Source organism: Streptomyces sp. NPDC047108 (assembly GCF_040643575.1).
Lineage (GTDB): Bacteria > Actinomycetota > Actinomycetes > Streptomycetales > Streptomycetaceae > Streptomyces.
Map to the genome: position 1 here is coordinate 107,051 of NZ_JBEYUP010000008.1, position 25,666 is coordinate 132,716.

21 protein-coding genes and 1 pseudogene are annotated in these 25,666 nt (G+C 71.8%); 9 read left to right on the forward strand and 13 right to left on the reverse strand.

Features of this window, described 5'->3' with window-relative positions:
- Positions 1-160: 160 nt before the first annotated feature.
- Complete coding sequence (locus ABZ822_RS18375; protein ID WP_360854514.1) at positions 161-958, forward strand: VOC family protein; 798 nt, start codon at positions 161-163, stop codon at positions 956-958.
- Here ABZ822_RS18375 and ABZ822_RS18380 read toward each other — a convergent pair.
- A complete protein-coding gene (locus ABZ822_RS18380; RefSeq protein WP_360854517.1) occupies positions 921-1,991 on the reverse strand; it encodes an EamA family transporter in 1,071 nt (356 codons plus the stop codon). The genes ABZ822_RS18375 and ABZ822_RS18380 overlap by 38 nt on opposite strands.
- 72 nt (positions 1,992-2,063) lie before the next feature.
- On the opposite strand from ABZ822_RS18380, the gene ABZ822_RS18385 reads away from it, so the two are divergent.
- On the forward strand, positions 2,064-3,017 hold the full coding sequence (locus ABZ822_RS18385) for a LysR substrate-binding domain-containing protein (RefSeq protein ID WP_360854520.1): 954 nt from the start codon (positions 2,064-2,066) through the stop codon (positions 3,015-3,017).
- Here the strand turns inward: ABZ822_RS18385 and ABZ822_RS18390 are convergent, their stop codons facing one another.
- Positions 3,018-3,359 carry a chaplin gene (locus tag ABZ822_RS18390; RefSeq protein ID WP_360854523.1) on the reverse strand — a complete coding sequence of 114 codons (342 nt, stop codon included), beginning with the start codon at positions 3,357-3,359 and terminating at the stop codon, positions 3,018-3,020. It abuts the gene before it with no gap.
- 182 nt (positions 3,360-3,541) lie between these two features.
- Between ABZ822_RS18390 and ABZ822_RS18395 the strand changes: the two genes are divergently transcribed.
- Positions 3,542-4,087: a GNAT family N-acetyltransferase gene (locus ABZ822_RS18395; protein ID WP_360854525.1), complete on the forward strand. Its 546-nt coding sequence runs from the start codon at positions 3,542-3,544 to the stop codon at positions 4,085-4,087.
- Between the two features lie 76 nt (positions 4,088-4,163).
- On the opposite strand, the gene ABZ822_RS18400 is transcribed toward ABZ822_RS18395, so the two are convergent.
- The 6 genes from ABZ822_RS18400 to ABZ822_RS18425 form a co-directional block, all read right to left on the reverse strand.
- On the reverse strand, positions 4,164-5,153 hold the full coding sequence (locus ABZ822_RS18400; RefSeq protein ID WP_360854528.1) for a zinc-dependent alcohol dehydrogenase family protein: 990 nt from the start codon (positions 5,151-5,153) through the stop codon (positions 4,164-4,166).
- Complete coding sequence (locus ABZ822_RS18405) at positions 5,150-6,022, reverse strand: carbohydrate ABC transporter permease (RefSeq protein ID WP_360854531.1); 873 nt, start codon at positions 6,020-6,022, stop codon at positions 5,150-5,152. The genes ABZ822_RS18400 and ABZ822_RS18405 overlap by 4 nt, the downstream gene beginning before the upstream one ends.
- Complete coding sequence (locus ABZ822_RS18410; RefSeq protein WP_360854534.1) at positions 6,019-6,972, reverse strand: sugar ABC transporter permease; 954 nt, start codon at positions 6,970-6,972, stop codon at positions 6,019-6,021. The genes ABZ822_RS18405 and ABZ822_RS18410 overlap by 4 nt, the downstream gene beginning before the upstream one ends.
- Positions 6,969-8,327: a sugar ABC transporter substrate-binding protein gene (locus ABZ822_RS18415; protein ID WP_360854537.1), complete on the reverse strand. Its 1,359-nt coding sequence runs from the start codon at positions 8,325-8,327 to the stop codon at positions 6,969-6,971. The genes ABZ822_RS18410 and ABZ822_RS18415 overlap by 4 nt, the downstream gene beginning before the upstream one ends.
- Positions 8,328-8,531: 204 nt before the next feature.
- Entirely contained in the window at positions 8,532-9,266 is a 735-nt protein-coding gene (locus ABZ822_RS18420) for a DeoR/GlpR family DNA-binding transcription regulator (RefSeq protein ID WP_360855077.1), read from the reverse strand.
- 370 nt (positions 9,267-9,636) lie between these two features.
- Positions 9,637-10,713, reverse strand: coding sequence for a DMT family transporter (locus ABZ822_RS18425; protein WP_360854540.1), 1,077 nt, complete (start codon positions 10,711-10,713; stop codon positions 9,637-9,639).
- A 493-nt stretch (positions 10,714-11,206) separates the two neighbouring features.
- Here ABZ822_RS18425 and ABZ822_RS18430 point away from each other — a divergent pair, with 493 nt between their 5' ends.
- From ABZ822_RS18430 to ABZ822_RS18445, 4 genes are all read left to right on the forward strand, one after another.
- Entirely contained in the window at positions 11,207-11,770 is a 564-nt protein-coding gene (locus tag ABZ822_RS18430) for a TIGR03086 family metal-binding protein (protein ID WP_360854543.1), read from the forward strand.
- Positions 11,771-12,139: 369 nt separating this feature from the next.
- Positions 12,140-13,120 (forward strand): SCO0930 family lipoprotein, encoded by a 981-nt coding sequence (locus ABZ822_RS18435; protein WP_360854546.1) that lies wholly within the window; start codon positions 12,140-12,142, stop codon positions 13,118-13,120.
- Positions 13,121-13,365: 245 nt separating this feature from the next.
- The gene (locus tag ABZ822_RS18440; RefSeq protein WP_360854549.1) at positions 13,366-15,447 is read left to right on the forward strand and encodes a SpoIIE family protein phosphatase; all 2,082 of its coding nucleotides are present in this window, start codon (positions 13,366-13,368) and stop codon (positions 15,445-15,447) included.
- A 191-nt stretch (positions 15,448-15,638) separates the two neighbouring features.
- The gene (locus tag ABZ822_RS18445) at positions 15,639-17,339 is read left to right on the forward strand and encodes an ABC-ATPase domain-containing protein (RefSeq protein ID WP_360854552.1); all 1,701 of its coding nucleotides are present in this window, start codon (positions 15,639-15,641) and stop codon (positions 17,337-17,339) included.
- A 60-nt stretch (positions 17,340-17,399) separates the two neighbouring features.
- Here ABZ822_RS18445 and ABZ822_RS18450 read toward each other — a convergent pair whose 3' ends face one another.
- Both ABZ822_RS18450 and dhaL read right to left on the reverse strand, forming a co-directional pair.
- A complete protein-coding gene (locus tag ABZ822_RS18450) occupies positions 17,400-18,002 on the reverse strand; it encodes a PTS fructose transporter subunit IIA (RefSeq protein ID WP_360855080.1) in 603 nt (200 codons plus the stop codon).
- A pseudogene (gene dhaL, locus ABZ822_RS18455) lies at positions 17,976-18,623 on the reverse strand (dihydroxyacetone kinase subunit DhaL); the annotation flags it as partial. The pseudogene dhaL and the gene ABZ822_RS18450, both read right to left, overlap by 27 nt.
- Before the next feature lie 188 nt (positions 18,624-18,811).
- Here dhaL and ABZ822_RS18460 point away from each other — a divergent pair.
- Entirely contained in the window at positions 18,812-19,990 is a 1,179-nt protein-coding gene (locus ABZ822_RS18460) for a PP2C family protein-serine/threonine phosphatase (RefSeq protein WP_360855083.1), read from the forward strand.
- 135 nt (positions 19,991-20,125) lie between these two features.
- On the opposite strand, the gene ABZ822_RS18465 is transcribed toward ABZ822_RS18460, so the two are convergent.
- Positions 20,126-21,391, reverse strand: a complete 1,266-nt coding sequence (locus tag ABZ822_RS18465; protein ID WP_360854555.1) for a glycoside hydrolase family 18 protein — start codon at positions 21,389-21,391, stop codon at positions 20,126-20,128.
- Between the two features lie 333 nt (positions 21,392-21,724).
- Here ABZ822_RS18465 and ABZ822_RS18470 point away from each other — a divergent pair, with 333 nt between their 5' ends.
- Positions 21,725-22,897 carry an acyl-CoA dehydrogenase family protein gene (locus tag ABZ822_RS18470; RefSeq protein ID WP_360854558.1) on the forward strand — a complete coding sequence of 391 codons (1,173 nt, stop codon included), beginning with the start codon at positions 21,725-21,727 and terminating at the stop codon, positions 22,895-22,897.
- 141 nt (positions 22,898-23,038) lie between these two features.
- Here ABZ822_RS18470 and ABZ822_RS18475 read toward each other — a convergent pair whose 3' ends face one another.
- Positions 23,039-23,836, reverse strand: a complete 798-nt coding sequence (locus ABZ822_RS18475) for a hypothetical protein (protein WP_360854561.1) — start codon at positions 23,834-23,836, stop codon at positions 23,039-23,041.
- A gap of 255 nt (positions 23,837-24,091) precedes the next feature.
- Positions 24,092-25,513 (reverse strand): nucleobase:cation symporter-2 family protein, encoded by a 1,422-nt coding sequence (locus tag ABZ822_RS18480; RefSeq protein ID WP_360854564.1) that lies wholly within the window; start codon positions 25,511-25,513, stop codon positions 24,092-24,094.
- Positions 25,514-25,666: the final 153 nt, after the last annotated feature.

A 25,666-nucleotide genomic window follows, 5' to 3' on the forward strand; every position in this document is an offset into this window, starting at 1 on the left:
GAGCGGGGACCTACCATCGCGGCCGCGCCACCGTTCGCCCGCGTCGCGTCGCGTCGCGCCGCGGCCCCGCCGCCGCCCCGCCATACGGTCGTGCGCCGCGGGCCGCCATACGGTCGTGCGCGGCGGGCGGCGTCGCTCCGGCGGTGGCACAGTGGCGAACATGCCGGCCTCTACACACACGGTGCCCGGCGCGCCGTGCTGGGTGAGCTTGATGACGCGCGACCTGGAGGCCGCGCAGAGCTTCTATGGGGCGGTGCTGGGCTGGTCGTTCCGCGAGACGTCGCTCGGGTCGGAGTTCTCCGTGGCGGTCGCCGACGGCGTACCCGTCGCGGGCATCGGCGCCCTCGCGCACACCATGGGCGTCCCGGTCTCCTGGACCGCGTACTTCGCCGTCGAGTCCGCCGACCTCACCGCCTCCCGGATCCGGGAGCGCAGCGCCACCGTCGCGGTCGGCCCCCTCAGCATCGGCAAGGGCCGGGCCGCGCTGGCGGCCGACCCCGGCGGGGCGGTCTTCGGCTTCTGGGAGGGCGGCGGCGTCCCTGGTTGGGAGGTGGGACGCGGCAAGGCACCGGCCTGGCTGGAACTGCGCACCCGCGACGCGTTCGCCGCAGCCATCTTCTACGGCCAGGTCTTCGACTGGGCCTCCGATCGGCCCGGCGCCCCCGAGGTCGAGTACGAGCAGGACGCGGTACGGGTCAAGGCCGGCGGCCACACCGTCGCCTTCCTGCGCGGCGGAGGCGTCGAGGCGGATCCCGACCCGCAGGTGCGGCCCCGCTGGCACGTCTACTTCGTCGTGGAGGACGTCGACGCCGCCACCGATGCGGCGGTCGTCGCGGGAGGCACGGTCACCTCCCGGCCGGCCGATTCCCGGATCGGGCGGGAGGCGACCCTGCGCGACCCGCACGGCGGGCTGTTCACCGTCACGGCGCCCCGGGCCGACCGGCCGGAGGAGAGCTGACGGGCGCCTGCCCGCCCAGCCCCTCCGAAGCCGGGCTCCCCGACAGGCCCGGCCCGGTGCTCCCCGGATACGCGGCTCCGCCGTCCTCCGTCGGCCGCCCGGCAGAAGCGGCCCCTTCCGTCCCGCGGGCGACGACGCGGTCGCTCCGGCCACGGCTCTCCGCGCGCGCCGCCCCGATCCCCGCGACCACCACCAGGGCCGTACCGGCCGCCTGAAGGACCGTCGGCGTCTGGGAGATCAGCACCAGACCCGCCAGCAGACCGACCGCCGGCTCCAGCCCCACCAGCGTCCCGTACGCAGTCGTCCCCATCCGCTGCAGCGCCGTCATCTCCAGCAGGAACGGCACGAGCGGCATCAGCAGCGCGATCCCGGCGACCGCCGCGAACACCTCCCACCGTGGCTCCGCCAGAACACCGGGCACCCCGAACGGCGCCGTGACGACCGCGGCCACGGCCAGGGAGAGCGCCAGCCCGAGGTGGGCCGGGAAGCGGCTGCCCACGTGCCGCGTCCCGATGACGTACAGGCCCCAGCACGCGCCGGAGCCGAGGCCGAACAGCACGCCCACCGCGTCCGCTCCGCCGCTCCACGGCGAGGTCAGCATCAGCACACCGCCCGCGGCGAGGATCAGCCAGGCCAGCTCCGTGCGGTGCCGGAGGGAGACGACTGCCACGGTCAGCGGCCCCAAGAACTCCAGCGCGACCGCCGTACCGAGCGGCAGCCGGGCGGCCGCCTCGGAGAAGAGCAGCATCATCCCCGCGCTCACCGCACCGAGCAGCGCGGTCGCGGCGAGGTCGGCGCGCGGCGCGGTCCGTACGACCCGCCACAGCGGGCGGCCGGTGCAGGCGAGCAGCACCAGTGCCGCGAAGCTCAGCCGCAGCCAGGTCGTCCCCGCAGGCCCGACGGTGTCGAACACCTCGGTCGCGAGAGCGCTGCCGGTGTGCAGCAGTGTCATCGCCACCAGCACGAGTACGGCACCGGGGACCTGGTGCGTACGGGCACGGCGGAACAGGGAGAACGGTGCGGAGGAGATCACCGCCCCATTGCACCGCTCCGTCTTCCTTGCTGTCCACGGGCCGATGGCGGACACATTGTTTACGATGAGTGGATGATCGACGACCGGCTGCCCGACCTCGGACGGCTGCGGCTCCTGGTCGAGCTGAGCAGGCTCGGCACCATGGCCGCGGTCGCCGAGCGCACCGGCTACGGCACCTCGGCCGTCTCCAAGCACCTCGCCGTCCTGGAGGAGGAGATGGGCGTGAAGTTGCTGCGCCCGGCGGGCCGGAGGGTCCGGCTCACCCCGGCGGGGGAGCGTCTGGTGGAGCACGCCGTCGCCATCCTCGCGTCGGTGGAGGAGGCTCGCGCGGAACTCCGCGGACAGTCGGAGCCGGAGGGCCGGGTCCGCATGGCGAGCTACTTCACGGTCGCCGGCACGGTCGTCCTGCCGGCCCTGACGCGGCTGCGCGCCGACGCGCCGCGCGTCGAGGTCCGGCTGTACGAGCACGAGCCGCAGGAGACCCTGGAGCTGCTGCTCGCGGGGGAGATCGACCTCGGCGTCGTCTACGACTACAGCCTCGTACCCCGCGAGGTGCCCGAAGGACTCAGCGCCCGCCGGATCGGCGAGGAGCCGCTCTATCTGGTGACCCCGGCCGCGGACGCGGGAGGCGCCTCCACGGCGGGCCTCGCGGACATCGCCCGGCTGGCCGGGGCGGGGTGGATCGCCAACTCGCGCGGCACGGACGACGACGAACTGGCGCGCCGGGTCTGCGCACTGGCCGGCTTCACCCCGCGCATCGCCCACCGCCTGGACAGCCTGCACTTCATCAACACGCTCGTGGGGGCCGGCCTCGGGGTCGCGATGCTCGCCGAGTCGGGTATCGAGCGCGGGCGCGAGGACGTGTCGTTCCGGCGGCTGGACGCGGTGGCGGGGGTCCGCCGCAGCTTCCTGGTCGCGCGGCGCGGGCAGTGGTCATGGCCCCCGATCGCGGCCCTGGCCCGGAGCATGACCGTGGCCTCCCGGGTTGCCCGGGAGGCCACGGAGAAGTCCTGCGAACCGGCGTGATTACCAGCTCTTGGCGGACTTCTTCTCCTTCTTCTTGTGGTCCTTCTTCTTGTCGTGCTTGTGCTTCTTCTTGTCGTGCTTGTGGACGTGCGTGTCCTCGCTGGAGTTGACGCAGGTGTTGCCGAACGCCGGGTTGAGGGCGCCGGCACCGAGGTCGATCGTGTTGCCGCAGAGGTTCACCGGGATGTGGATCGGGGCCTGGAGCACGTTGCCCGAGAGGAATCCGGGCGAACCGATGGCGGCGCCCTTGGCCTCCGAGTCGGCGGCGGCGATACCGGCCGAACCGGCGAGGACCGCGCCGGCCGCGATGGTGACGGCGGCGGCCTTCGTGATGCGCGACATGTAGTCGTCTCCTTCTGCAGGAAGTCTCATCCCGTCCGGTTGCGGACGGTGACGCCATCGAGAACGCGCGAGTATCACAGGGGTTACGCAATATGTGCCGAATTGGTGAAACCCCCGATAAGAGTGGAATCGGGTCACTCGCCGACGAGCCGCGCCGGGGGAGCGCGGTTAGCGTGAAGGGCATGCAACCGCCCCTGCGTACGGAACGCCTTCTGGTGCGCGACTGGGCTGTCTCCGATGCCGAGGCGGCGCTGCGGATCTACGGCGCCGAAGAGGTCGCGCACTGGCTCACCCCCGCCATGCACCGCGTCGAGGACGTCGGTGCGATGCGCGCGGTGCTCCAGGCGTGGGAGGAGGCCCAGCACAATCTGGTCGTGCCGTCCGGCCGGTGGGCGCTGGAGCGCCTGGAGGACGGCCGGGTGGTGGGCGGCCTGGTGATCCGGATGCTGCCGCCGTTCGAGGAGGACCTGGAGATCGGCTTCCAGCTCAGCCCGGACGCGTGGGGGCAGGGCTATGCGACCGAGTCCGGGATCGCCCTCTCCCGGTGGGCGTTCCGGCAGGGCGTGGACGAGTTGTTCGCCGTCGCCCGTCCCAACAACCGGAAGGCCGCGGCGACGGCCCGCCGTATGGGCATGGAGTGGGTCGGCGAGACCTCGAAGTACTACGGCATGCGGCTGAACGTGTACCGCATCCGCCCCGCCGACCTCCCGGAGACCTCACGGCCGTGACCGCCGCCCCTCCACGGGCGTGAGGCCGGCACCCGCCCCCCATGGGCGGGCACCGGCCTCTCCCGGGGCCGTCCGTCTACGGCTCGACCACGATCTTGCGGCCCTGCCCGGCCTTGAACCGGTCCAGCGCCTGCGGGTACTGCTCCAGCGGCAGCCGGTCGCTGATGAACAGCGCCGGGTCGAGGACACCGTTCGCGAACAGGTCGGCGGCCCGCTCGTAGCTGTGCAGGACGGCCATGGAGCCGGTGATGGTGATCTCCTGGTTGTAGATCTTGTACGGCTCGATGGTGGCGGTCGTCGCGTAGTCCGAGACACCGAACTGGAGGAAGGTGCCGGCCTTCGCCACGCGCCCCAGACCGTCCTGGATCGCCGCCGCGTTGCCCGTGGCGTCGACGACCACGTCCCAGCCGCGCGGCCGGTCCAGCTCGTCGGCCGACAGCGCGGCGGCCGAGACGCCCAGCTTGTGCGCGGTGGCGAGCCGTTCGGGATTGATGTCGACGATGTCGACCCGGGCGGCGCCCGTGCGCTTGGCCAGCTCCAGCATCATCAGGCCCATGGTCCCCGAGCCGTAGATCAGCACCTCGGCGCCCAGGCGGGAGCCCAGGACGTCGTAGCCCCGGACCGCGCAGGAGAGCGGTTCGATGAGGGCGGCGTCCCGCACGTCCACGTGATCGGGCAGGCGGACGCAGTTCGCCACGGGCGCGACGGCGTACTCCGCGGCGCCGCCCGAGACGGTCACGCCGATGGCGGCCCAGCGGTCGCAGAGGTTGTTGTGGCCCGTACGGCAGTAGCGGCACTCGTGGCAGTACAGGGACGGGTCCACGGCCACGCGGTCGCCGACGGCCAGCTCCGTGACCTCCCTACCCACGCCCACGATCTCCCCGGCGAACTCGTGTCCGGGGACGACCGGAAGGGTGGGGGCGAACTCGCCCTGCAGGATGTGCAGATCGGTGCCGCACAGCCCGCACGAGGCCACGTCCACGACGACCTCGCGCGGCCCCGGGGCGGGGTCGGGCACGGTGGTGACGGTGACCTTGCCGGGGGCTTCGATGAGCGCGGCCCTCATTTGACGGCTCCTAGCGACAGGCCCTGGACCAGCTTGTCCTGGGCGGCGAATCCGGCGACGAGCACCGGCAGGGAAATCACGACCGACGCCGCGCACAGCTGGGCCAGGAACAGGCCCTGGCTGGTGACGAAGCCGGTCAGGAACACCGGAGCGGTCTGCGCGGTCACGCCCGTGAGGACCCGGGCGAAGAGCATCTCGTTCCAGCTGAAGATGAAGCAGATCAGTGCGGTCGCGGCGATACCGGGACCGGCGACCGGGGCGACGACGCGGGCGAGCACGGTCGGCAGCCGGGCGCCGTCCATCTGCGCGGCCTCGATGATGGAGACCGGTACGTCCGCGAGGAAGGACTGCATCATCCACACCGCGATCGGCAGGTTCATCGAGGTGTAGAGGATGACGAGCAGCCAGACGTTGTCCAGCAGGCCGGTGTTCTTCGCGAACAGGTAGATGGGCAGCAGGCCCGCCACCACCGGCAGCATCTTGGTGGACAGGAAGAAGAACAGCACGTCCGTCCACTTGCGGACGCGCCGGATCGACAGCGCGTACGCCGCCGGCAGCGCCAGCAGCAGTACGAGGACGGTCGAGAACACGCTCGCCGAGACCGAGTTGATCAGCGGCGGCCAGGGGCTCGCGCCGCCCGTCGCGCCGAAGAACTCCCGGTAGCTGTCGAGGGTGAGGGAGGCGGCGAGCGATGGCGGGTTGGTCGCCGCGTCCGCCTCCGAGTGCAGCGAGGTCAGGACCATCCACAGCACCGGCAGGCTGAATGCGATGCCCATCAGCCACGCCAGCAGACCCAGCGCGGCCGACCGGCGGCGGGCGCGGCGCGCGGCCGGGGGGAGGGACGCGGTCGGTACGGTCGTCGCGGTCATGCGCGGGACACCTCCTCGCGGAAGAGGGAGGAGACCACCCGGAGGGCGAACGTCGCGATCACGATGGTGCCGATCACGACGACGACCCCGGCGGCGGAGGCCAGCCCGTACTCGTGGGCCTGGTAGAAGGTCTGGTAGATGGTGTACGGCAGGTTGGCCGTGCCCAGGCCGCCGCTCGTGATCGTGAACACCGCGTCGAAGTTCTGCACGATGTAGATCGAGCCGAGCAGGACGCCGAGTTCGAGGTAGCGGCGCAGATGAGGCAGCGTCAGATAGAGGAAGATCTGCCGGCTTCCGGCCCCGTCGAGGCGCGCCGCCTCCATCATCTCCGCGGGCCGGCTCTGCAGTCCGGCCAGCAGGATCAGCATCATGAACGGCGTCCACTGCCAGACCAGCGACGCCACCACGGCCAGCAGCGGCATCTCGGAGATCCAGTCCGAAGGACCGACGCCCAGCCAGTTGAGGACACCGTTCAGCAGCCCGTACTCCGGGTTGTAGAGCGCGTGCTTCCACAGCAGGGCCGAGGCCACCGGCACCAGCAGGAAGGGGGCGATGAGCAGGGTGCGCACCGCGCCCCGGCCGAAGAACGTACGGTCCAGCAGCAGCGCGAGCGCCAGCCCGATCACCACGCTCGTCACGACGACGGCCGCGGTCAGCAGCATGGTCGTGAGGACCGAGTCACGCAGCTCCGCGTCGGTCGCCACGGTCGCGTAGTTCTCGAGACCCGCGAAGTGGCGGTTGCCGGGGGACAGGGAGTTCCAGTCGAAGAGCGAGATCACCAGCGTGGCCGCGAAGGGCAGTTGGGTGACGACGATCAGGAACACCAGCGCCGGCAGCAGCGGGGCGCGCGTGGCCCAGGCCCTGAGGCCGGGGGGCCTGCGCTTTACCGAGGCGGCCGCGGTGCCCGGCGGCCCGCCGGGCGGGCGGCGTACGGGGAGTGTGGTCGTCATCGGTTCCGGTACTCCTCGGCGACCTTCTCGGCCATCGCCTGCGACTTCTTCAGGGCGCTCTCGACGGTCTGCTTGCCGGCGATCGCGGCGCTGATCTCCTGGGAGACCTTGGTGCCCAGATCCGTGAACTCCGGGATGTCGACGAACTGGATACCGATCGTCGGACGCGGCTGGGTGCCCGGGTCACGCGGGTCGGCGCTGGAGATGGCCTTCTGGGTGACCGCCTCGAAGGCGGATGCGGCCTTCTTGTACTCGGGGTTGGCGTAGGTGGAGGCGCGCTTGCCCGCGGGGACGTTCTGCCAGCCGATCTCCTTGCCGACCAGCTCCTCGTACTCCTTGCCCGAGGCCCAGGAGATGAACTTCCAGGCGTTGTCGCTGTTCTCGGACGCCTTCTGGATGCCCCAGGCCCAGGTGTAGAGCCAGCCGGAGCTCTCCGTCTTCTCCACCGGCGCCTGGACGTAGCCGATCTTGCCCTTCACCGGCGAGTCGGAGGCTTCGAGGGAGCCGGCCGCGGCCGTGGCGTCGTACCACATGGCGACCTTGCTCTGGGTGAGGTTGTTGAGGCACTCGGCGTATCCGGCCTGGGCTGCGCCGGACTCGCCGTGGCCGCGCACCAGGTCGACATAGAACTTCGTCGCCTTGACGAACTCGGGCGCGGTGAGCTTCGCCTGCCAGTCCTTGGTGAACCAGGTGCCGCCGAAGGTGTTGACGACCGTGGTCAGCGGCGCGATCACCTCGCCCCAGCCGGGCTGCCCGCGCAGACAGATGCCCTTCATGCCCGGCTCGGCGCCGTCGGCCTTGGCCGCGAGGGCCGCGACCTGCTTCCACGTCGGCTTCTCGGGCATCTTGAGGCCCTTCGCCGCGAAGACGTCCTTGCGGTACATGAGGAAGGAGGACTCGCCGTAGAAGGGCTGGCCGTAGACCTTGCCGTCGTCGGCGGTCAGCGACTCGCTCACCGGCTCCAGGATGTCCTTCTGGTCGAAGCCCTTGTCGCGCGCGATGTGGTCGTCGAGCGGATGCAGCCACTGGTTCTTGGCGTAGAAGGGCACCTCGAAGTTGCTGATGGTGGCCACGTCGTACTGCCCGGCCTGGTTGGAGAAGTCCTGGCTGATCTTGTCGCGGACGTCGTTCTCCGGCAGCACGGTGAAGCGGACCTTGATGCCGGTCTTCTTCGTGAAGTGCTGTGCGGTGAGCTTCTGCAACTCGACCATCTGCGGGTTGTTCACCATGAGCACGTTGAGGGTGTCACCGCCGGACGAGCCGGAGCCGCCGGCTCCGGCGCACGCCGCGAGGAGCGTCCCCGCTGCGGCGACCGCGAGGGTCGCGCGTATGCCGTTTCGTCGCTGGATCGGCATGAGATTCTCCGTACACCTGTGTCGGGATCGGGTGGGCGGGTCACGGGGTCCGTGACGCCGGGGTCGGTCGGACCGGCGGCCGGTGGAGGGCCGTCGGGGGGCCCTGACGGGCGTGCGGCCGTTTCCGGGCGTACGGAACCAGGCCACCGCGCGTCGTGGCGGTCGTCGGGTGGAGCGGGTGGAGTTGTCAGGCGCGCGTGCCGCTCACACCCTCAGGACCTGGGGGCCGAGGAGCGAGTAGCGGCCCGCCTCGGAGGAGGGGAGGCCGGTGTCGGTGACGATGGCCTCCAGGTCACCCACCTCCCCGAACCGGCAGAAGCTGACGGCACCGAACTTGGTGTGCACGCCCGCGAGGACGCGGCGCCGGGACACCTTCATCACCTGCGACTTCACATCGCTGACGGCCGGATCGGGGGTGGTGAGGCCGTAGGAGCGGGAAATGCCGTTGGCGCCGACGTACGCGAGGTCGATCACGAAGCCGGACAGCATCCGCACGGTCCAGTGGTCGACGGTCGCCATCGTGCCGCCGCGCACCCGCCCGCCGAGCAGCAGCACGGTGATCTGCTCGCTCGTCGCGAGCGCGGCGGCCACGGTCAGGGACGCCGTCACCACGGTCAGCGGCCGGTCCCTGGGCAGTGCCTCGGCGATGAGCTGCGGCGTGAAGCCCTCGTCGACGAAGACGGTCTCGGCGTCCCCGAGCAACTCCGCCGCGGCGGAGGCGATCCGGGACTTCTCCGGGACGTGCATGGTGGTGCGGAAGGCGAGGGTCGTCTCGAACCCGGCGCTCTCCACGGGGTAGGCGCCCCCGTGCGTACGCCGGACCAGTCCGTGGTCCTCCAGCATTCCGAGGTCCCGGCGTACGGTCTCCTTGGAGATGCCGAAGTCCGCAGCGAGTTTGGCGACGTCGACGGAGCCCGTGCGCCGGGCCAGTTCGAGCATGGCCCTTCTGCGCTCCTCGGCGTCCACGGCGTACCTCCCTCGCTGCGGGTCCTGCTCTGCGGGCCTCGCTGCTGTGGTGAGCGATGACCGTTCGGGCTTGCGTGTTGATTTAACAAGCCCATATCTGCGGTGACCAGGTTCGAAGCGGTAACGATCGCGACCGTTTGTGCCCGTTTCTCGTCGGAGATCGCCGCAGATCAGCGAGCGGAGAAGTGCTTCCGGCGGCGTGAACCCTGCCCGCGCGGCCGGTACCGGGGCCCGTTTCCTGCCCGGACCGGCCGCGGGTGACGCGGCGATCCGGGCACGGGCCGGGCGTGGCGGGGCCCGCGGAGTCCCGCGGGCGAGCGCTGGCCGCGGCCTCTCGGGCCCGTCAGCCGGCCGTCAGCAGCGGAGCCTCGGAGCGCCGCGGTTCCGGCGAGGTGACCCGTGCGGACCGCTGGTCGGGCAGCGGCACACCGGCGGAGGCCATGGCGGGATACGGAACACGCGCCCCCCACTCCTCGGCCGCCTCGATCCCCACGACGGGCGCGACCGCCTCGATCCCCACGGTGGGCGAGACCGCCTCGGTCGCCGTGACCGGCTCGGCCGTCCGCCGCGGCGCGGCGTCCGCCGCGGACCGCTCCCGTGCCGCGCCGTCGGCCGTCAGGACCACCAGGCCCCAGGCCGTCAGCGCCCCCGCCGCGACGACCACCGGGACTCCGGCCGCGCCGAGCCGGATGCCCTCGTTGAGCAGCACGATGCCGATCGTCGCGGCCACCATCGGGTTCACGACCGTGACGGTCGCCAGGGGCGCCGTCAGCCCGGCCCCGCGGTACGACGCCTGCGACGTGGCGAGCCCCGTGGTCGCGAGCACCGCGATCACGCCGAGGCCCGGCAGGGCGTCCGCGAACGAGGACGTCGACCACGCCTCGGCAACCGTCTTCACGAACACCGACGAGACCCCGAAGGAGACGCCCGCCGCCGCGGCGAGCGCCAGACCGCGTACGGCGGGCCGTCGCGCCCGCCACCCGGCCAGCACCAGCACGCCGATCGCGCCCGCCGTGGTCACCGCAAGGGCGAGCTGCTCAGACCCGGACAGGACGCGCGACCGCGAAGCACCGGTGAGCAGGAGGAGTCCGGCCAGCCCGGCCGCGACCATCAGGGACCCGCGCCGCCCCGCCGCCGTCACCTCGCGGCCCACACAGAGGGCGGCCATCGGCAGGACGAAGACGATGGTCAGCACACCCAGCGGCTGGACGATCGCCAGCGGCCCCGCCCCCAGCGCCAGTACGTGCAGCCCCGCGCCGGCGCCGCTCAGCGCCACCGCCGCCCACCAGGCGCCCCGCCGGAGCAGCCCGAGGCGCTGCGGCGGACCGGTGGCGGCGACCTGTTCCTGGACGATGGCGGTCGCGGCGTAGCAGACCGCCGACACCAGGGACAGCAGCACCGACAGCGTCAGGGGGCTCATCGCCCGGCCGGCCGGTGCGAGCGGGTACGGATCATCATGGCCCAACGATCTCCGAGAACCAGGGGAGTTGTCGTCGGTCCCCGGTGCTCACCGCGCGTACCACGTCAGGAGTACGCCGGTACGCCGCGTCAGTCCTCCGGGGGAGATCATCGTGGCACTTTCGGGCGGTGCCACGGGCCGGGGCGGTCTGAACGCGTGGCCACGGGGTACCCGGCGGCCGTGCGGGGAACTGCCGCACGCCGTTCCACCATGCCCGGGAGGTTCACCATGACCACACCCCGACCCGACCCCGTCCCCCCGGCTCCGACGCCTCCGCCGGGGCCCGGGCCCGGTCCGGGACCCGGTCCCGGGCCAGGTCCTGGTCCCGTGCCGATCCCCGAGCCGGACCCGATCCCGCCCGTGCCGCCGGGGCCGGCCTCACCCGAACCGCCGGCCCCCGGGCCCGAACCGCAGCCCGAGCCGGCGCCGCCTCCCGCCGGAAGTCGGTGACCTCATGGAACTGCTCGACGCGTTCGACGCCGGTCTGGAGGAGTTCGGCCGGCGGGTGCACCGCGTGCGGGACGACCAGTGGCCGGCGGATACGCCGTGCGCCGACTGGTCGGTGCGCGATCTGGTCAACCACCTCGTGGGTGAGCACCTGTGGGCCCCGTGGCTGCTGCGCGGCGCGACCCTGGCCGAGGTCGGCGACCGGTTCGACGGCGATGTCCTCGGCGACGACCCGGTGGCCGCGTGGGACACCGCGGCGGTGGAGTCGAAGGCCGCGTTCCACCGTCCGGGCGCCCTGGAGAGCGAGGTGCACACCAGTGGCGGGCCGACCCCCGCGGAGGAGTACGCCTGGCAGATGGTCACCGATCTCGCCGTGCACGCCTGGGATCTGGCCCGCGGCATCGGTGACGACGCGACGCTGGAGCAGGACCTCGCCTCCGAGGTCTACGCGTACATCGAGCCACGGGCCGACGCCTGGCGCGGTTACGGCGTCTTCGGTCCCGCCGTGAAGGTGCAGGACGCCGCGCCCGTCCAGGACCGTCTGGTCGCGCTCCTCGGCCGCGAGCCCTGAGCCGTCCGGCCCCCGGGGCCCCCGTCCGGCCGATGGCGCCGCTCCGGGGGCCCCGGTGCGTCGGCGTCCGCGCTCCTGGTCCGCCCCGTCCCCGCCCCCCGTCCCCGACCCGCCCCGCACCCAGGGCTTCTGACAAAACGTCAGTCCTCGGTCCCAACATCGGGGTCCACGGCTGCGGTTGACGCCTGCGCCGGTACGCGGCGACCGGCCCGTGCCCGCACCCGTGGGCTTCCCGAACGGTCACCCTGCGTACCGCGGCGGAAAAATTGTTGCCCCGCCTTTGAACACGCCGTGCTCCACCGCCCGTACATAACGCCGTCAGAGGCGCACACCCGCGCCGGAACGGGCAGCCGATTGCAGGAGTGGACGATGAGGAAGTGGCAGAGCGCCTCGATCGCGGTGGCAGCGGTGGCGGTCATGCTGACAGCGGGTTGCGGCTCCCAGCAGGCTCAGTCGCAGTCGCAGCCCGCGGCGGCACAACCGGCCGGGCAGGCGGACGCGGCCTACGGAGGCCAGGACAAGGCCAACGGCGGCGGTTACGGCGGTGCGGACCCGCAGGGCAAGAAGGCCCAGGGCAAGCCGGCCGGACAGCTCATGATCGGTGACGACAAGAAGCTCGGCTCCGTCCTCACCGACAGCGAGGGCTTCACGCTCTACCGCTTCGAGAAGGACACGGCCAAGCCGCCGAAGACCAACTGCGAGGGCGACTGCGCCAAGGCCTGGCCCCCCGTCCCCGCCGACGACGTGTCCTCCGCCGCCGGCATCGACCCGTCCCTCCTCGGCGAGGTCAAGCGCGCCGACGGCACCCAGCAACTGACGGTCGACGGCTGGCCGATGTACCGGTACGCCAAGGACACCAAGCCGTGGCAGATCAAGGGCGAGGGCGTGGGCGGCACGTGGTACGCCGCGTCGCCCGAGGGCAAGAAGGCGTCCGCCGACGGAGCCGACGAGGGCGGAGGCGGCGAAGTGGGAGCGGGCGGCGGCGAGAGGGCGGCCCTGTCCGCCTTCAAGGACGAGAAGCTCGGCAAGATCCTGCGGGACGGCAAGGGCCGTACGCTCTACCGGTTCAACAAGGACTCGGCGTGGCCGATGAAGTCCAACTGCACCGGCTCCTGCCTCGACACGTGGAAGCCCGCCAAGCCGGTCTCCAAGGACGACGTCGAGGGCGTGAACCCGAAGCTGCTCTCGAAGTTCACCCGCCCCGACGGTGACGAGCAGCTCGCGATCGACTGCTGGCTCCTGTACTGGTACACGGGCGACGAGAAGCCCGGCGACACCAACGGCCAGGGCGTCGGCGGCGCATGGTTCGCCGTCTCGCCCGACGGCAAGAAGGTCGGCGCCGAGAAGTAGGCGCCCGCACCGGCCGGACGTCAACCACGGAGACCGGAAGCTCGGTGGGGGACCGGAAGGGCGGCGGAGGGGTCGGCAACCCAGGGTTGCCGACCCCTCCGCCGCGTACATACCGAGAGCCGACACGATCAGTTCCGGCCTGTACCTTTCGAAAAATCGCACAAAGAGTGACAGAGTTGCGCTGAGTGGCCGAGCGCAGTAGACGGCGCACCGTTCAGGTCCGTGTGCCGTACCAGGAGGGCGACATGGTTGATCGGGGAACCACCCCGGCCCCCGCCGCCCCGCTGCCCGCCGACTGGCCCGTCCGCGCGGACATCAATCTCGCGCTCAACCGCATGGGCAGCTTCGACTGGGATCTCGAGAGCGGCCGGATGCACATGGACGCCCCGGCGCTCGAGGTGTTCGACATGGCGCCGGACGAGTACGACGGCGACCCGGCGACTCTGGCCGCCCGCGTCCCGTCCGGGGAGGCGGAGCGCCTCGACGCCGTCGTCGCCCATGCGATCAAGGGCGACGGCACCACGTACGGCGCGTACTTCCGCATCCGCTGCCGCGACGGGTCCCTGCGCTGGACCCACACCCAGGGCCACATCCACCGCGGCGACGACGGCCATGCCGTCCGCGTCCTCGGCATCATCCGGGACGCCACACAGGAACTGGCCCACTCGGCCGAGCGCATCGCCCTCAACGAGGAGCGAAGACGGCAGACGAGCGTGATCGACGAGACCACGGCAGCCCTGGCCCATGCGATCACCGTCCAGGACGTGATCGACGTGCTCGGCGGCGGTCAGGGCCTGGGCCGCCTCGGCGCGGTCAGCCTGGTCCTGGGCCTGATGGACAACGGCCGGATCCACATCGTTGCCGAGGGGCAGGCCGGGAGCTGGGTGCCCGAGCTGGAGTACACGCGGGTCGACGAGCAGTACCCGATGAGCGAGGTGGTGCGGACGCTCACCCCGCGCCTGATCACCTCGCCCGAGGAGTTCTCCCGCCGCTACCCGGGGCTCTGGCCGTACGTCGAACCGCTGGACGTCTCGGCCGCCGCCTACCTCCCGCTGATCGCCCAGGCCCGCCCGCTCGGTGCGATCGGCCTGCTCTACCGCGGCAAGCACGACTTCACCCCCGAGGAGCGCAACCTCCTGGTCGCCCTCAGCAGCAGCATCGCCCAGGGCCTCCAGCGGGCCATGCTCTTCGACCAGGAGCACGACATCGCCGAGGGCCTGCAGACGGCGATGCTGCCGCGCAGGATCGCGACCTTCCCCGGCGCGCGGATCGCCGTCCGCTACCGCTCGGCCCGCTTCGGCCGCGAGGTCGGCGGCGACTGGTACGACGTGATCCCCGTGCCGGGCGGCCGGGTCGGCGCCGTCATCGGCGACGTCCAGGGGCACGACACGCACGCCGCCGCCGTCATGGGCCAGCTCCGCATAGCCCTGCGCGCGTACGCCTCCGAGGGACACGCGCCCGCCACCGTGATGGCCCGCGCCTCGACCTTCCTGCACGAGCTGGACACCGACCGCTTCGCGACCTGCCTGTACGCCGAGGTGGACCCGGCGGTCGGGAGCGTGCAGGTGGTCAGGGCGGGGCACACCGAGCCGATGATCCGGAACCCCGTCAGCGGCTGCCGCCCGGTCCAGGCGGCCGGCGGTCTTCCGCTCGGCACATCGGCGGCGTTCGGGCAGACCGACTACCCGGTGACCCGCGTCGTCCTCGACCCCGGCGAAACGTTGATGCTGTTCACCGACGGGCTCGTCGAGCAGCCGGGCATGGACCTCGACGACGGACTGCGCATCCTGGCGGCCGCCGCGGCCGACGGCCCGCACGGCGTCGAGGAACTCGCCGACCATCTCAGCGCGGCGATGGGGGAGCGGACCGGGGGCGACGACATGGCCATGCTCCTGCTCCGCCGGGAAGGGGAGCCCATCCCGGAGATCGGCCGCCGGGTCCACCAGCACATCGCCCAGGGCGATCCCGAGGCCCTCAGCCTGGCCCGGCACATGATCAGCGAGGCCGTACGGGACTGGGGCGCCGGAGGCCGGGCCGACGAGGTGGAGCTGGTCGCCGACGAACTGATCACCAACGCCCTGATGCACACCGACAGCGGGGCCGTGGTCACCGCCCGTATGCCCGGCGGCGCCGAGCGGCGGCTCCGGGTCGAGGTGCAGGACTCCTCCAGCGCCTGGCCGCGCCGCCGTGAGCCGGGCGAGACCGGCGTCTCGGGGCGCGGGTTGCTGCTGGTGGACCGGCTGGCGGACGTGTGGGGCGTGGAGTCCCGGGGGAGCGGCAAGAGCGTGTGGTGCGAGTTCGTCCTCCACGACCGGCTCGAGGTCTGACGCGTCCACCCGGTCGTGCAGGACCGGCTCGCGGTGGCGGCCCGGGCCTCACGGTGACCGAGGCCGGGCGCACCATGGGGCCGGGGCGCGGGCGATCGGCCGCGGTCTCGGCGTGCGGCACCGTCCCGCGCTGATCCAGAAGATACGGCCTAGGCTCGTCGCAAAGGGATGTTCACGGAACGAGGGAGCCCATGCGCACGGGACTGGCCGAGCAACTGCGTCATCTGGACGGTGCGTCCTACGGCCGGTACAAGTCGCTCGGCGGCGCCTGGCAGATGGCGGGCTTCACCCTGGAGGTGGTCCGTGGCCAGGCCGACCCGTACGCGCCGCCCGCCCGCCTCGCCCTGCACGTACCCGCCGAACACGCCGGATTTCCGGAGGAGTTGAGGAACAGCGCGGTGCGCCGCCGCGCCCTCGCCGGATATCTGGCACGGCAGGCCGCCGCCGTGGCCGGACGGGGACCGGTGCACATCGACCGCGGCGGCCAGGAGGTGCTCGACCGCTCCTCCTGCCGGATCGGCGACGGCGGCGACAGGACCGGTGACGTCGGTGACGAGGTGGGGGCCGTGACGGTCCGTCTGGGCGTCGAACTCCCGGGCCGCGGGCGGCGGATCGACGGCCGCGCCGCCGACGAGATCCTGTGCCGCCTGCTCCCGCGGGTCGTCGAACGCGCCCTGCGCCACGCCTCGCTGGACGCGGCCGCGGTGCGCCGCTTCGTCGACACCGTCGAGGACGCCGACGCGCTGCGGCGGTCGCTGAAGCCGCGCGGCCTGGTGGCGTTCGTCGCGGACGGATCCGTCCTGCCGCGCCGCAGCGGCGTGGACGACCGGCCGCTGACCGGACCCGGCACGGTGCCGTTCGTCTCCCCCGACGCCTTCCGTACGGAGGTGGAGCTGCCGAACGCGGGGAGGGTCACGGGCATGGGCGTGCCCGAAGGCGTCACCCTGATCGTCGGCGGCGGCTTCCACGGCAAGTCCACCCTCCTGCGGGCGCTGGAAGCGGGGGTGTTCGACCATGTGCCGGGCGACGGGCGGGAGTTGGTGGTCTCCCGCGGCGACACCGTCAAGATCCGCGCCGAGGACGGGCGCCGGGTCGAACGGGTCGACGTGCACGCCTTCGTCAGCCATCTGCCCAGCGGCGCCGACACCTCCGACTTCTCCACGGACAACGCCTCCGGATCCACCTCGCAGGCCGCGTCGCTGGTGGAGGCGGTCGAGGCGGGCGCCGGGACGCTGATGATCGACGAGGACACCGCCGCCACGAACCTGATGATCCGTGACGCACGGATGCAGGCACTCGTCGCCAAGGACCGCGAGCCCCTGACCCCGTTCGTCGACCTCGTCCGCTCGCTCCACCGCGACCACGGGGTGTCCACGGTCCTGGTCATGGGTGGTTCCGGCGACTACATGGACGTCGCGGACCAGGTCGTCATGATGGACGCCTACCGGCCCTCCGACGTCACCGCACGGGCGCACGAACTGGCCCGGGTCCCGACCGGCCGGCAGGCCGAGGCGGACGCCTTCCCGCCTGTCAGCCACCGCACCCCCGACCCCGCGTCCGTCGACTCCCGGGCCCGCGGCCGTTCGCGTGTACGGGCCCGGGGCACCGACGAACTGACCTTCGGTGAGGAGCACGTGGACGTACGGGCGGTGGAGCAGATGCCCGACCGCGCGTACGTCACGGGCACCGGATTCGCCCTGGAACTCCTGGTGCGCCGTGGCCACCTGGACGGCGGCCGGACGCTGGCCGAGGCACTGGACCGGCTGGACCGTGAACTCGTGCGCGGCGCGGCCGAGTTGCTCACCGTCCACGAGGACGACTGCGCGGTGCCGCGCCGCCACGAGGTCGCCGCCGCGCTCAACCGGCTGCGCAGCCTGCGCATCAAGCGCTGACGCATCGGGTGACGGGGTGGTCGAACCGTGCTGAGGTGACGTCAGAAAGCCTGTCCGGCCTCAGAGTTTGCGGTAGGTGCGGGCGTCGTCGGTGGCGGCCATGATGGTGTCGAGGTCCGCTCCGGTCGACGCGGTCACCAAAGCGGCGACCGTGCCCTCGACGAACGGGGCGTCCGCGATCCGTACGTCCTTCGGCAGCGCACCCTCCCCGGTCTCCGCGAGCAGCGCCTTCATCGTCAGCACCGCACTGCCCATGTCGCACAGCACGACGACGCCGCGGCCGCCGTCCACCGCCTTGACCGCCTCGCGGACCAGCGTGGAACTCGTGCCGATGCCGCCGCCCTCGACACCGCCCGCCGCGGCGATCGGAGCGGGGTCGCCCGAACCGACCAGGGCCTTGGCCAAGTCCGCTGTGGCGACGGCCAGTTCACTGCTGTGCGAGACGAGGACGACACCGACGCGTGGGCCGGGCCCACCACCGCCCGTCGCGTTGTTCGGCTCGGCCTCCTCGTCCTGCTCCTCACCTTTTGGGTCCGACGCCTCACCACTCCCGTCGCCCGCCGCCCGGTCGCCGGCCGGATCGACCGCCCCCGAGGCCGTGCCGGAAGCCGCCTCCGGTTCGCCCGCGTGCCCGGTGGCGGCCTCGTGCAGCGCCGTGATCAGCAGGGCGGACGACGTGGCGCCCGGGTCCTGATGGCCGATGCTCCGCGCACCGAGGTAACTGGCCCTGCCTCGTCGGGCCTGCATCGGGATCGTCGCCTCGGCGCCGTCGCGGGCGGCCTGGGCCGCCGCCGCGAGGGCGTCCCGGAGCTGCCCGCCGCTCTGCAGCGAGGCGGCGTACGCCTCGGCGGCCGGAGCCAGCGCGTCCACCATCGTCTTGTCACCGGGGCCGGAGTCGCCCAGCCGCTGCACGCCCGCGACGGCCTGGGCGAGGGCGTCGCCGAGCGCCTGTGGGCTCACCGTCACCTCGTCGCCCAGTGCGCGCCCGGCCCGCCGCAGCACGGTTCCGTACAGCGGCCCCGAAGCGCCACCGACCGTACGGGTGAGGTGGGTCCCGAACGCCTTCAGCAGCGCGCCCGGCGTGTCCGGGGGCGCCGACGTCACCGCCTCCGAGGCCGAGGTGAAGCCGCGCCGCAGGTTGATGCCGTGGTCCGCGTCCCCGATGGCGGAGTCGAGCTCGGTGAGCTGGTCCGCTTCCTGGGTGATCACCTGCGTGGCGCCGTCGAGCCAGCGCAGGAAGAAGGCGGTGTCGAGAACGACGGGGGATTCCGGAGGCACGGTCATGAGCGGGTGACACTCCTCGGCTCGTGGCGGGTGCGTCCGTGCCGCCGGAGCGGCCGTGACGCGTGCTGTACGTCAGGGTGCACGTCACCAGTCTCCTCCCACCAGTGCCGAGCGGCCCAGGTGTAGCCGTACGGATCGTGGAGACTCGCCATCCGGAGGGAGGAGGTGATCACGTGGCCCATGCAAACATGCCCGCGGGGGCAGGTGAACGTCTTCTCGAAGAGTTGGTGCGACACGTCCAGTCGGCGGCCCCGACGGACCTCTCCGCGGTCGTGAACCGGCACGTCAAGGCGCTCGGCATGGACGACGCCCGGGTCTACCTGGCCGACCTGCAGCAGCGGCAGCTCATGCCGCTCGACGGCGGGGAGTCCCTCGAGGTCGACTCCAGCCTCGCCGGATGGGCCTACCGCACCGAATCACTGCGCGTCGGTGACGACCTCTCCGGCGGGCTCACGGCCTGGCTGCCGCTCATCGACGGCGTCGAACGGCTCGGCGTCCTGGGGGTCCAGGTCGCGACGCTCGACGGGCTGAAGCTGTGGCGCTGCCGCGCACTCGCCGACTTCCTCGCCATGGTGATCACCTCCAAGCGGGCCTACAGCGACACGATCACGCGCCGGACCCGTACCGAGCCGATGGCACTCGCCGCAGAGCTGCTGCGCGCCTACCTCCCCCCGCGGACGATCGGCAGCGACCGCGTGGTGTCCACGGCCGTCCTGGAACCCGCGTACGAGCTGGGCGGCGACGCCTTCGACCACTCGTTCACCGAGGACACCCTGCACGCGACGATCCTCGACGCGATGGGGCACGACCTGGCGGCCGGGCTCGCCTCGTCGGTGGCGATGGCCGGCTGCCGCACGGCCCGCCGCACGGGCGCGGATCTGCCCGAACTCGTCGGAACGGTCGACCACGCCCTGGCCCGCTGGCTCCCCGACCAGTTCTGCACCGGCGTCTTCATCCAGTTCGACGTGGCCACCGGTGAGCTGCGCTGGTGCAACTGCGGGCATCCGTCCCCGCTCCTGATCCGCAATCACCGCGTCCTCGAAGGCGCTCTGGAGCGTGAGGCGCAGCCGCCGATGGGACTGCCGTCGAGCCTGGCCGACCACGAGCGCACGGTCCACACCATGAACCTCCAGCCGGGCGACCGGGTGCTGCTCTACACCGACGGCGTCGTGGAGGCGCGCGGTTCGGGCGGAATGCAGTTCGGCCTCGAGCGGTTCACCGACTTCATCATCCGCGCCACCGCGGCGGGTTCGCGCGCTCCCGAAGTGCTGCGTCTGCTCATCCACGCGATCCTGGAGCACCAGAAGGAAGAACTCAGCGACGACGCCACGATTCTGATGATCGAGTGGCGCCCGTCCGAGACCTGACCCACCCGTACCTGACCCACCCGTACCTGACTCACCGAGACCTGACCCACCCCCACCCGTACCTGACCCACCGGGACGTGCCGCGGCTCCGCGCACCGGCACGGTGCGCGGGGCCGGGGGGAGAGACCGGTCGCGCTAGTCGATCGCCTTGATCAGCTCGCCGTCGCCTGTGTCACCGCTCAGTTCCCAGAAGAACGTGCCGCCGAGGTTCTGCCGGTTCTTGTAGTCCATCTTTCCGGCGATGGTGGCGGGGGTGTCGTAGCTCCACCACTGGTCGCCGCAGTGGGCGTACGCCGTGCCCGCCACGGTGCCCCCGGCCGGGCACTTCCCCTTCAGGACCTTGTAGTCCTCGATGCCCTGCTCGTAGGTGCCGGGCGCGGGGCCCGTCGCGGTACCGCCCGGCTCCTTCTGCGTGACGCCGGTCCAGCCGCGGCCGTAGAAGCCGATGCCCAGCAGCAGCTTCTCGGAGGGGATGCCGAGGGAGGTCAGCTTCCGGATCGCGTCGTCGGTCGTGAAGCCCTGCTGCGGGATGCCGTCGTAGGAGGTGAGGGGCGAGTGCGGGGCGGTGGGCCCCTGCGCTGCCCAGGCGCCGAAGAAGTCGTACGACATCGGGTTGTACCAGTCGACGTACTGGGCCGCCCCGGCGTAGTCGGTGGCGTCGATCTTGCCGCCGGACGAGGCGTCGGCGGTGATGGCGGCGGTGACGAGGTCGTCGCCGAACTTCGCCCGCAGCGCCCGCATCACGTTGCCGAAGGCGTCCCGGCCGCTGCTGTCACAGCTGAGCCCGCAGGCGTTGGGGTACTCCCAGTCGATGTCGATGCCGTCGAAGACGTCGGCCCAGCGCGGGTCCTCGACCAGGTCGTAGCAGGACTCGGCGAAGGCGGCGGGGTTCTGCGCCGCCTGGGTGAAGCCGCCGGACCAGGTCCAGCCGCCGAAGGACCACAGCACCTTGAGGTCGGGGTGGAGCTTCTTGAGCTTGCGGAGCTGGTTGAAGTTGCCGCGCAGGTCCTGGTCCCAGGTGTCGGCCACGCCGTCGACGCTCTGGTCCGCGGTGTACGCCTTCTCGTACGCGGGGAACGCCTCGCCGACCGCGCACTTGCCGCCCTGCACGTTGCCGAAGGCGTAGTTGATGTGGGTCAGCTTGTCCGCGGAGCCCGACGTCTCGATGTTCTTGACGTGGTAGTTGCGGTCGTAGACGCCCCACTCGGTGAAGTAGCCGATCACTTTGTCGCCGGCCGCCTCGGCGCCGGCGGTCCCGCTGCCGGCGGTCGCCTTCCGGGTGACCTCGCCGGCGGAGGCGGGGCCCGGGGCCAAGGTGGCGGCGAGCGCGGTGACGCAGACGGCGGCGAGCGTGGCGACGAGCACGCGTATGCGAGCGGGGGGACGGTCCGGACCGGGCATGGGGGTCTCCTCGGTGGGGGAGGGGGCGGGAAGCGAACTCCGAGTTGGCATGCACGCGTTCAGGGGTTGCCGGAACCGTAGAAGGACTAGACCACTGCGTCAATGGTTCGGACCAATTTACGGGGTCGCGGACCTCCCGTCGTACGGGCGCGCTGCCGCGAGGTCGTTCCGCCGTACGGTCGTGGGGTCCGCCGAACGGGCACAGTCCCAGCGCCACAGCCACGGGTCGGACCGTTCCGGGCCCCGGAGCGGCAGCATCGGCTCAGCACGCCCCGGCGACGCACGTCCCCCCGGGCGCGCACCCCGCAGCCCCGACCGGGAGGAGAGCCCGGCATGCCCGACCATGCCCCGCATCCGGTGGAACGCCAGGCGCCCACCGAGGAGGCCGGAGACCTGTTCGCGCTCGTACGCGAGCTGGCCGAGCGCGAGATCGCCCCGCACGCCGCCGAGCAGGAGGCCGCGGGCCACTTCCCCCGCGACGTCTTCGCGCTGCTGTCCCGGTCGGGACTGCTCGCCCTGCCCTACGCCGAGGAGTACGGCGGTGGCGACCAGCCGTACGAGGTCTACCTCCAGGTCCTCGAAGAGCTGGCCATGGCCCGCCTCACCGTCGGCCTCGGCGTCAGCGTGCACACGCTCGCCTGCCATGCCCTCGCCGCCTTCGGCGCCAAGGAGCAGCGGGCCGAGCATCTGCCGGGCATGCTCGGCGGCGGGCTCCTCGGCGCGTACTGCCTGTCCGAACCCACGTCGGGCTCCGACGCCGCCGCGCTGCGCACGCGCGCGGTGCGCGACGGCGGCGACTGGGTCCTCGACGGCACGAAGGCGTGGACGACCCACGGCGGCGTCGCCGACTTCTACACCGTGTTCGCGCGGACGGGCGGCGAAGGGGCGCGCGGAATCACCGCGTTCCTCGTACCGGGCGACGCGGCGGGGCTCTCGGCCGCCGCGCCCGAACGCAAGATGGGGCTCACGGGGTCGCCAACGGCGCAGATCCACCTCGACGGCGTGCGTGTCACGGACGCGCGCCGCATCGGCGACGAGGGCCAGGGTTTCGCGATCGCCCTGGCCGCGCTCGACTCCGGCCGTCTCGGCATCGCCGCCTGCGCGGTCGGGCTGGCGCAGGCGGCGGTTCAGGAGGCGGTGGTCTTCATGGCGGACCGGCAGCAGTTCGGGCGGCCGATCGCCGACTTCCAGGGGCTGCGGTTCATGGTCGCCGACATGGCGACCCGGATCGAGGCGGGGAGGGCGCTGTATCTCGCGGCGGCACGGCTGCGGGACGCGGGCAAGCCGTACGGCAAGCAGGCGGCGATGGCGAAACTGTTCTGCTCGGACGCCGCGATGCAGGTGACGACCGACGCGGTGCAACTCCTCGGCGGATACGGCTACACGGCGGACTTCCCCGTCGAGCGGTACATGCGCGAGGCGAAGGCGCTGCAGATCGTCGAGGGCACGAACCAGATCCAGCGGATGGTCGTGGCCCGGCATGTGGCGGGGCCGGAGAGCCGCTAGGCGGCGTGCGCTCGGGGGCCTCGGCGTACGGCCGGTGGCCGGGCCCCTCGGGGACCCGGCCACCGGTGACGTGCGAGGTGTGTGACGGGGGAGTCGCCGGCGCGGGCGGATGCGGTCGCGTGTCCCGGCGTCGGGGGCGGCTCAGAGGTCGTAGTCGAAGAAGTCGAGCGCGAAGAGCTCCAGCAGCTCTTCGATGAGATCGTCCCTCTGGCCGTCCTTCTTCGCGTCGTCCTTCATCTCGACGGCCTTGGTGTCGTACGCCTTCTTGCCGTAGGCCTTCTCGTCCTTCTTCTCCTCGTGCTTCCAGGTCTTCTCCTGGTGCTTCTTCCACTCGGCGACCCACGCGTCCTTGTGGTCCTTGGCGGCGTCGGCCTTGTGTTCCTTCTTCGGGTCGGCCTTGGAGTCCTTCTTGGCGTCAGCCTTGTGGTCCTTGGCGGCGTCGGCCTTGTGCTCCTTCTTCGCCTCGGCCTTGTGCTCCTTCTTGGCGTCGGCCTTGGGGTCCTTCTTCTCCGCGTCCTTGTGGTGCTCGGACTTCGCGTGGTCCTTGTGCTCGTACTTCCCCTTGGCCTCCTGGTGCTTCTTCCAGGCGTCCTCGTGGTGCTTCTTCCACTCGTCCTTGTGCTCGCTCTTGCTCTCGCCCTTCTTGCCCTCGGGCTTCTTGCTGTCGTGCTTCTTTCCTTCGTGCTTCTTGCTGTCGTTCTTCGTGCCCTCGTGCTTGGCGCTGTCCTTGTGACCCTTGTGGTCCTTGGTCTTGTCCTTGCTCTCGTCGTGCTTCTTGTGCTCCTTGGCGTGCTTGCAGTCCTTGTGGCTGCTGTCCTTCTTCGCCGTGGCGTCGTGGTCGGGGGCCGGGGCGGCGGAGGCGGTGCCCGCCAGGGGTGCGACTGCGGTGGCGACGGCGAGACCGGCGACGGCGAGGAATCGCCGAACGGACAAGGACATGAGTTTTCCTTTCATTGAGCGCAAAAGATGACAACCCCCTCGGTTCGGACATTAGGGGGAGTTGAGGTTCCGCGCTCCTCATGCCACTCCTGCGGCGGCCACCGGACGAGTGAGACGGGGTGGATCACGTCCGCGAACGCCTCCTGGCGCACGATTCTGACTCTGCCTCAGGTTCCGTCGCCCGCGCGTCCCGTCGCGCCGTTGGCGGGAGGCGGTCCGCGCGGGGCCCGGACCGCCTCCGTATCCGACGCGGCGTCAGGCCGACCGGCCCTCCGTGGGTGCGCTCGCGGTCTTCGGCTCCGTACCGGTGTCCGGGGCCGCCGTCTCCGCAGTCGTCTCCGCGGCCGTTCCGTGCCGGCCCGGAAGGTGGTTGAAGAGCAGGTTCAGGGCGATCGCCGTGAGGCAGCCCGCGCTGATGCCGCTGTCCATCACCGTCTGGAACCAGTCCGGGAACTTGGCGTAGATCTCCGGCACGCCCACCGGCAGCAGCCCGACCGCGACCGAGACCGCCACCACCGTCAGATTGTGGTTGTCGCGGAAGTCCACGCCCAGCAGGGTGCGGACGCCGCTCGCCGCGACCGTTCCGAACATGACAAGGCCGGCGCCGCCCAGCACCGGTGCCGGGATCGCTGCGACCACGGCGCCCAGCTTCGGCAGCAGCCCGAGCAGGACGAGCATGCCGCCCGCCGCGGCGACGACCCACCGGCTGCGGATCTGGGTCATGCCGACGAGGCCGACGTTCTGGGCGTACGCGGTGTAGGGGAACGTGTTGAAGACGCCGCCGAGCACGGTCGAGAAGCCGTCGGCGCGCAGTCCGTCCGCGAGCCGCACCGGCTCGACCCGACGGTCCGTCATCTCGCCGACCGCGATGAAGTCGCCCGTCGTCTCGGTCATCGTCACCAGCGCGACGACGAGCATCGACACGATCGCCGCACCCTCGAACGTGGGGGCACCGAAGTGGAACGGGGTGCTCACGCCCAGCCAGCCCGCGTCGCCCACGCCGCCGAAGTCGGTGTAGCCCAGCGGTATCGCGACGGCGGTGCCTCCGACGATCCCGACGAGGACCGCGACCCGGCCGAGGAAGCCCGGCGCGAAGCGCTGGACCGCGAGAACGGTGAGGAGGACGCCGGCCGCCAGCGCGATGTTCTTAGGTGCCCCGAAGTCCGGCGCCTCCGCGCCGCCGGCGGCCCAGTTCCCGGCCACCGGCAGCAGCGAGAGCCCGATGATGAGGATGACGGTGCCGGTGACCAGGGGCGGGAAGAAGCGCAGCAGGCGTCCGAAGACCGGTGCGAGCAGGATCATCGCCAGACCGGCGACGATGACGGATCCGTAGATCGCCGTCAGCCCGCCGCCCCCGGTGCCGATCAGCACCATGGGCGAGACCGCCGCGAAGGTGCACCCCTGCATGATCGGCAGCCGGACGCCGAACCGCCACCAGCCCACGCACTGCAGGATCGTGGCGAGCCCGCACACCAGCAGGTCCGCGTTGATCAGGTATGCCAGATCGGCGGGCGGGAGCTTCATGGCGCCGCCGACGATCAGGGGGACGGCCACCGCGCCCGCGTACATCGCCAGCACGTGCTGCAGGCCGAACGCGCCGAGCCGGCCGGCGGACGGGACCTCGTCGACGGGATGGGTGGAGCCGGTTGGCAGGAATCGCTGGGTTGCTGTCGACATGGTGACTCCTCGACGCGGGTGGCGAAACGTGGGGCGGGTGGCCGAAACGTGGGCCCGATTGTGGGACACCGAGGGGCCGCTTGAACAGATTGTTGAAGCAAAGTGTTGCGGCGGATGTCCCGGGGTGTTGCCGCCGGATGTCCGCATGCGGGC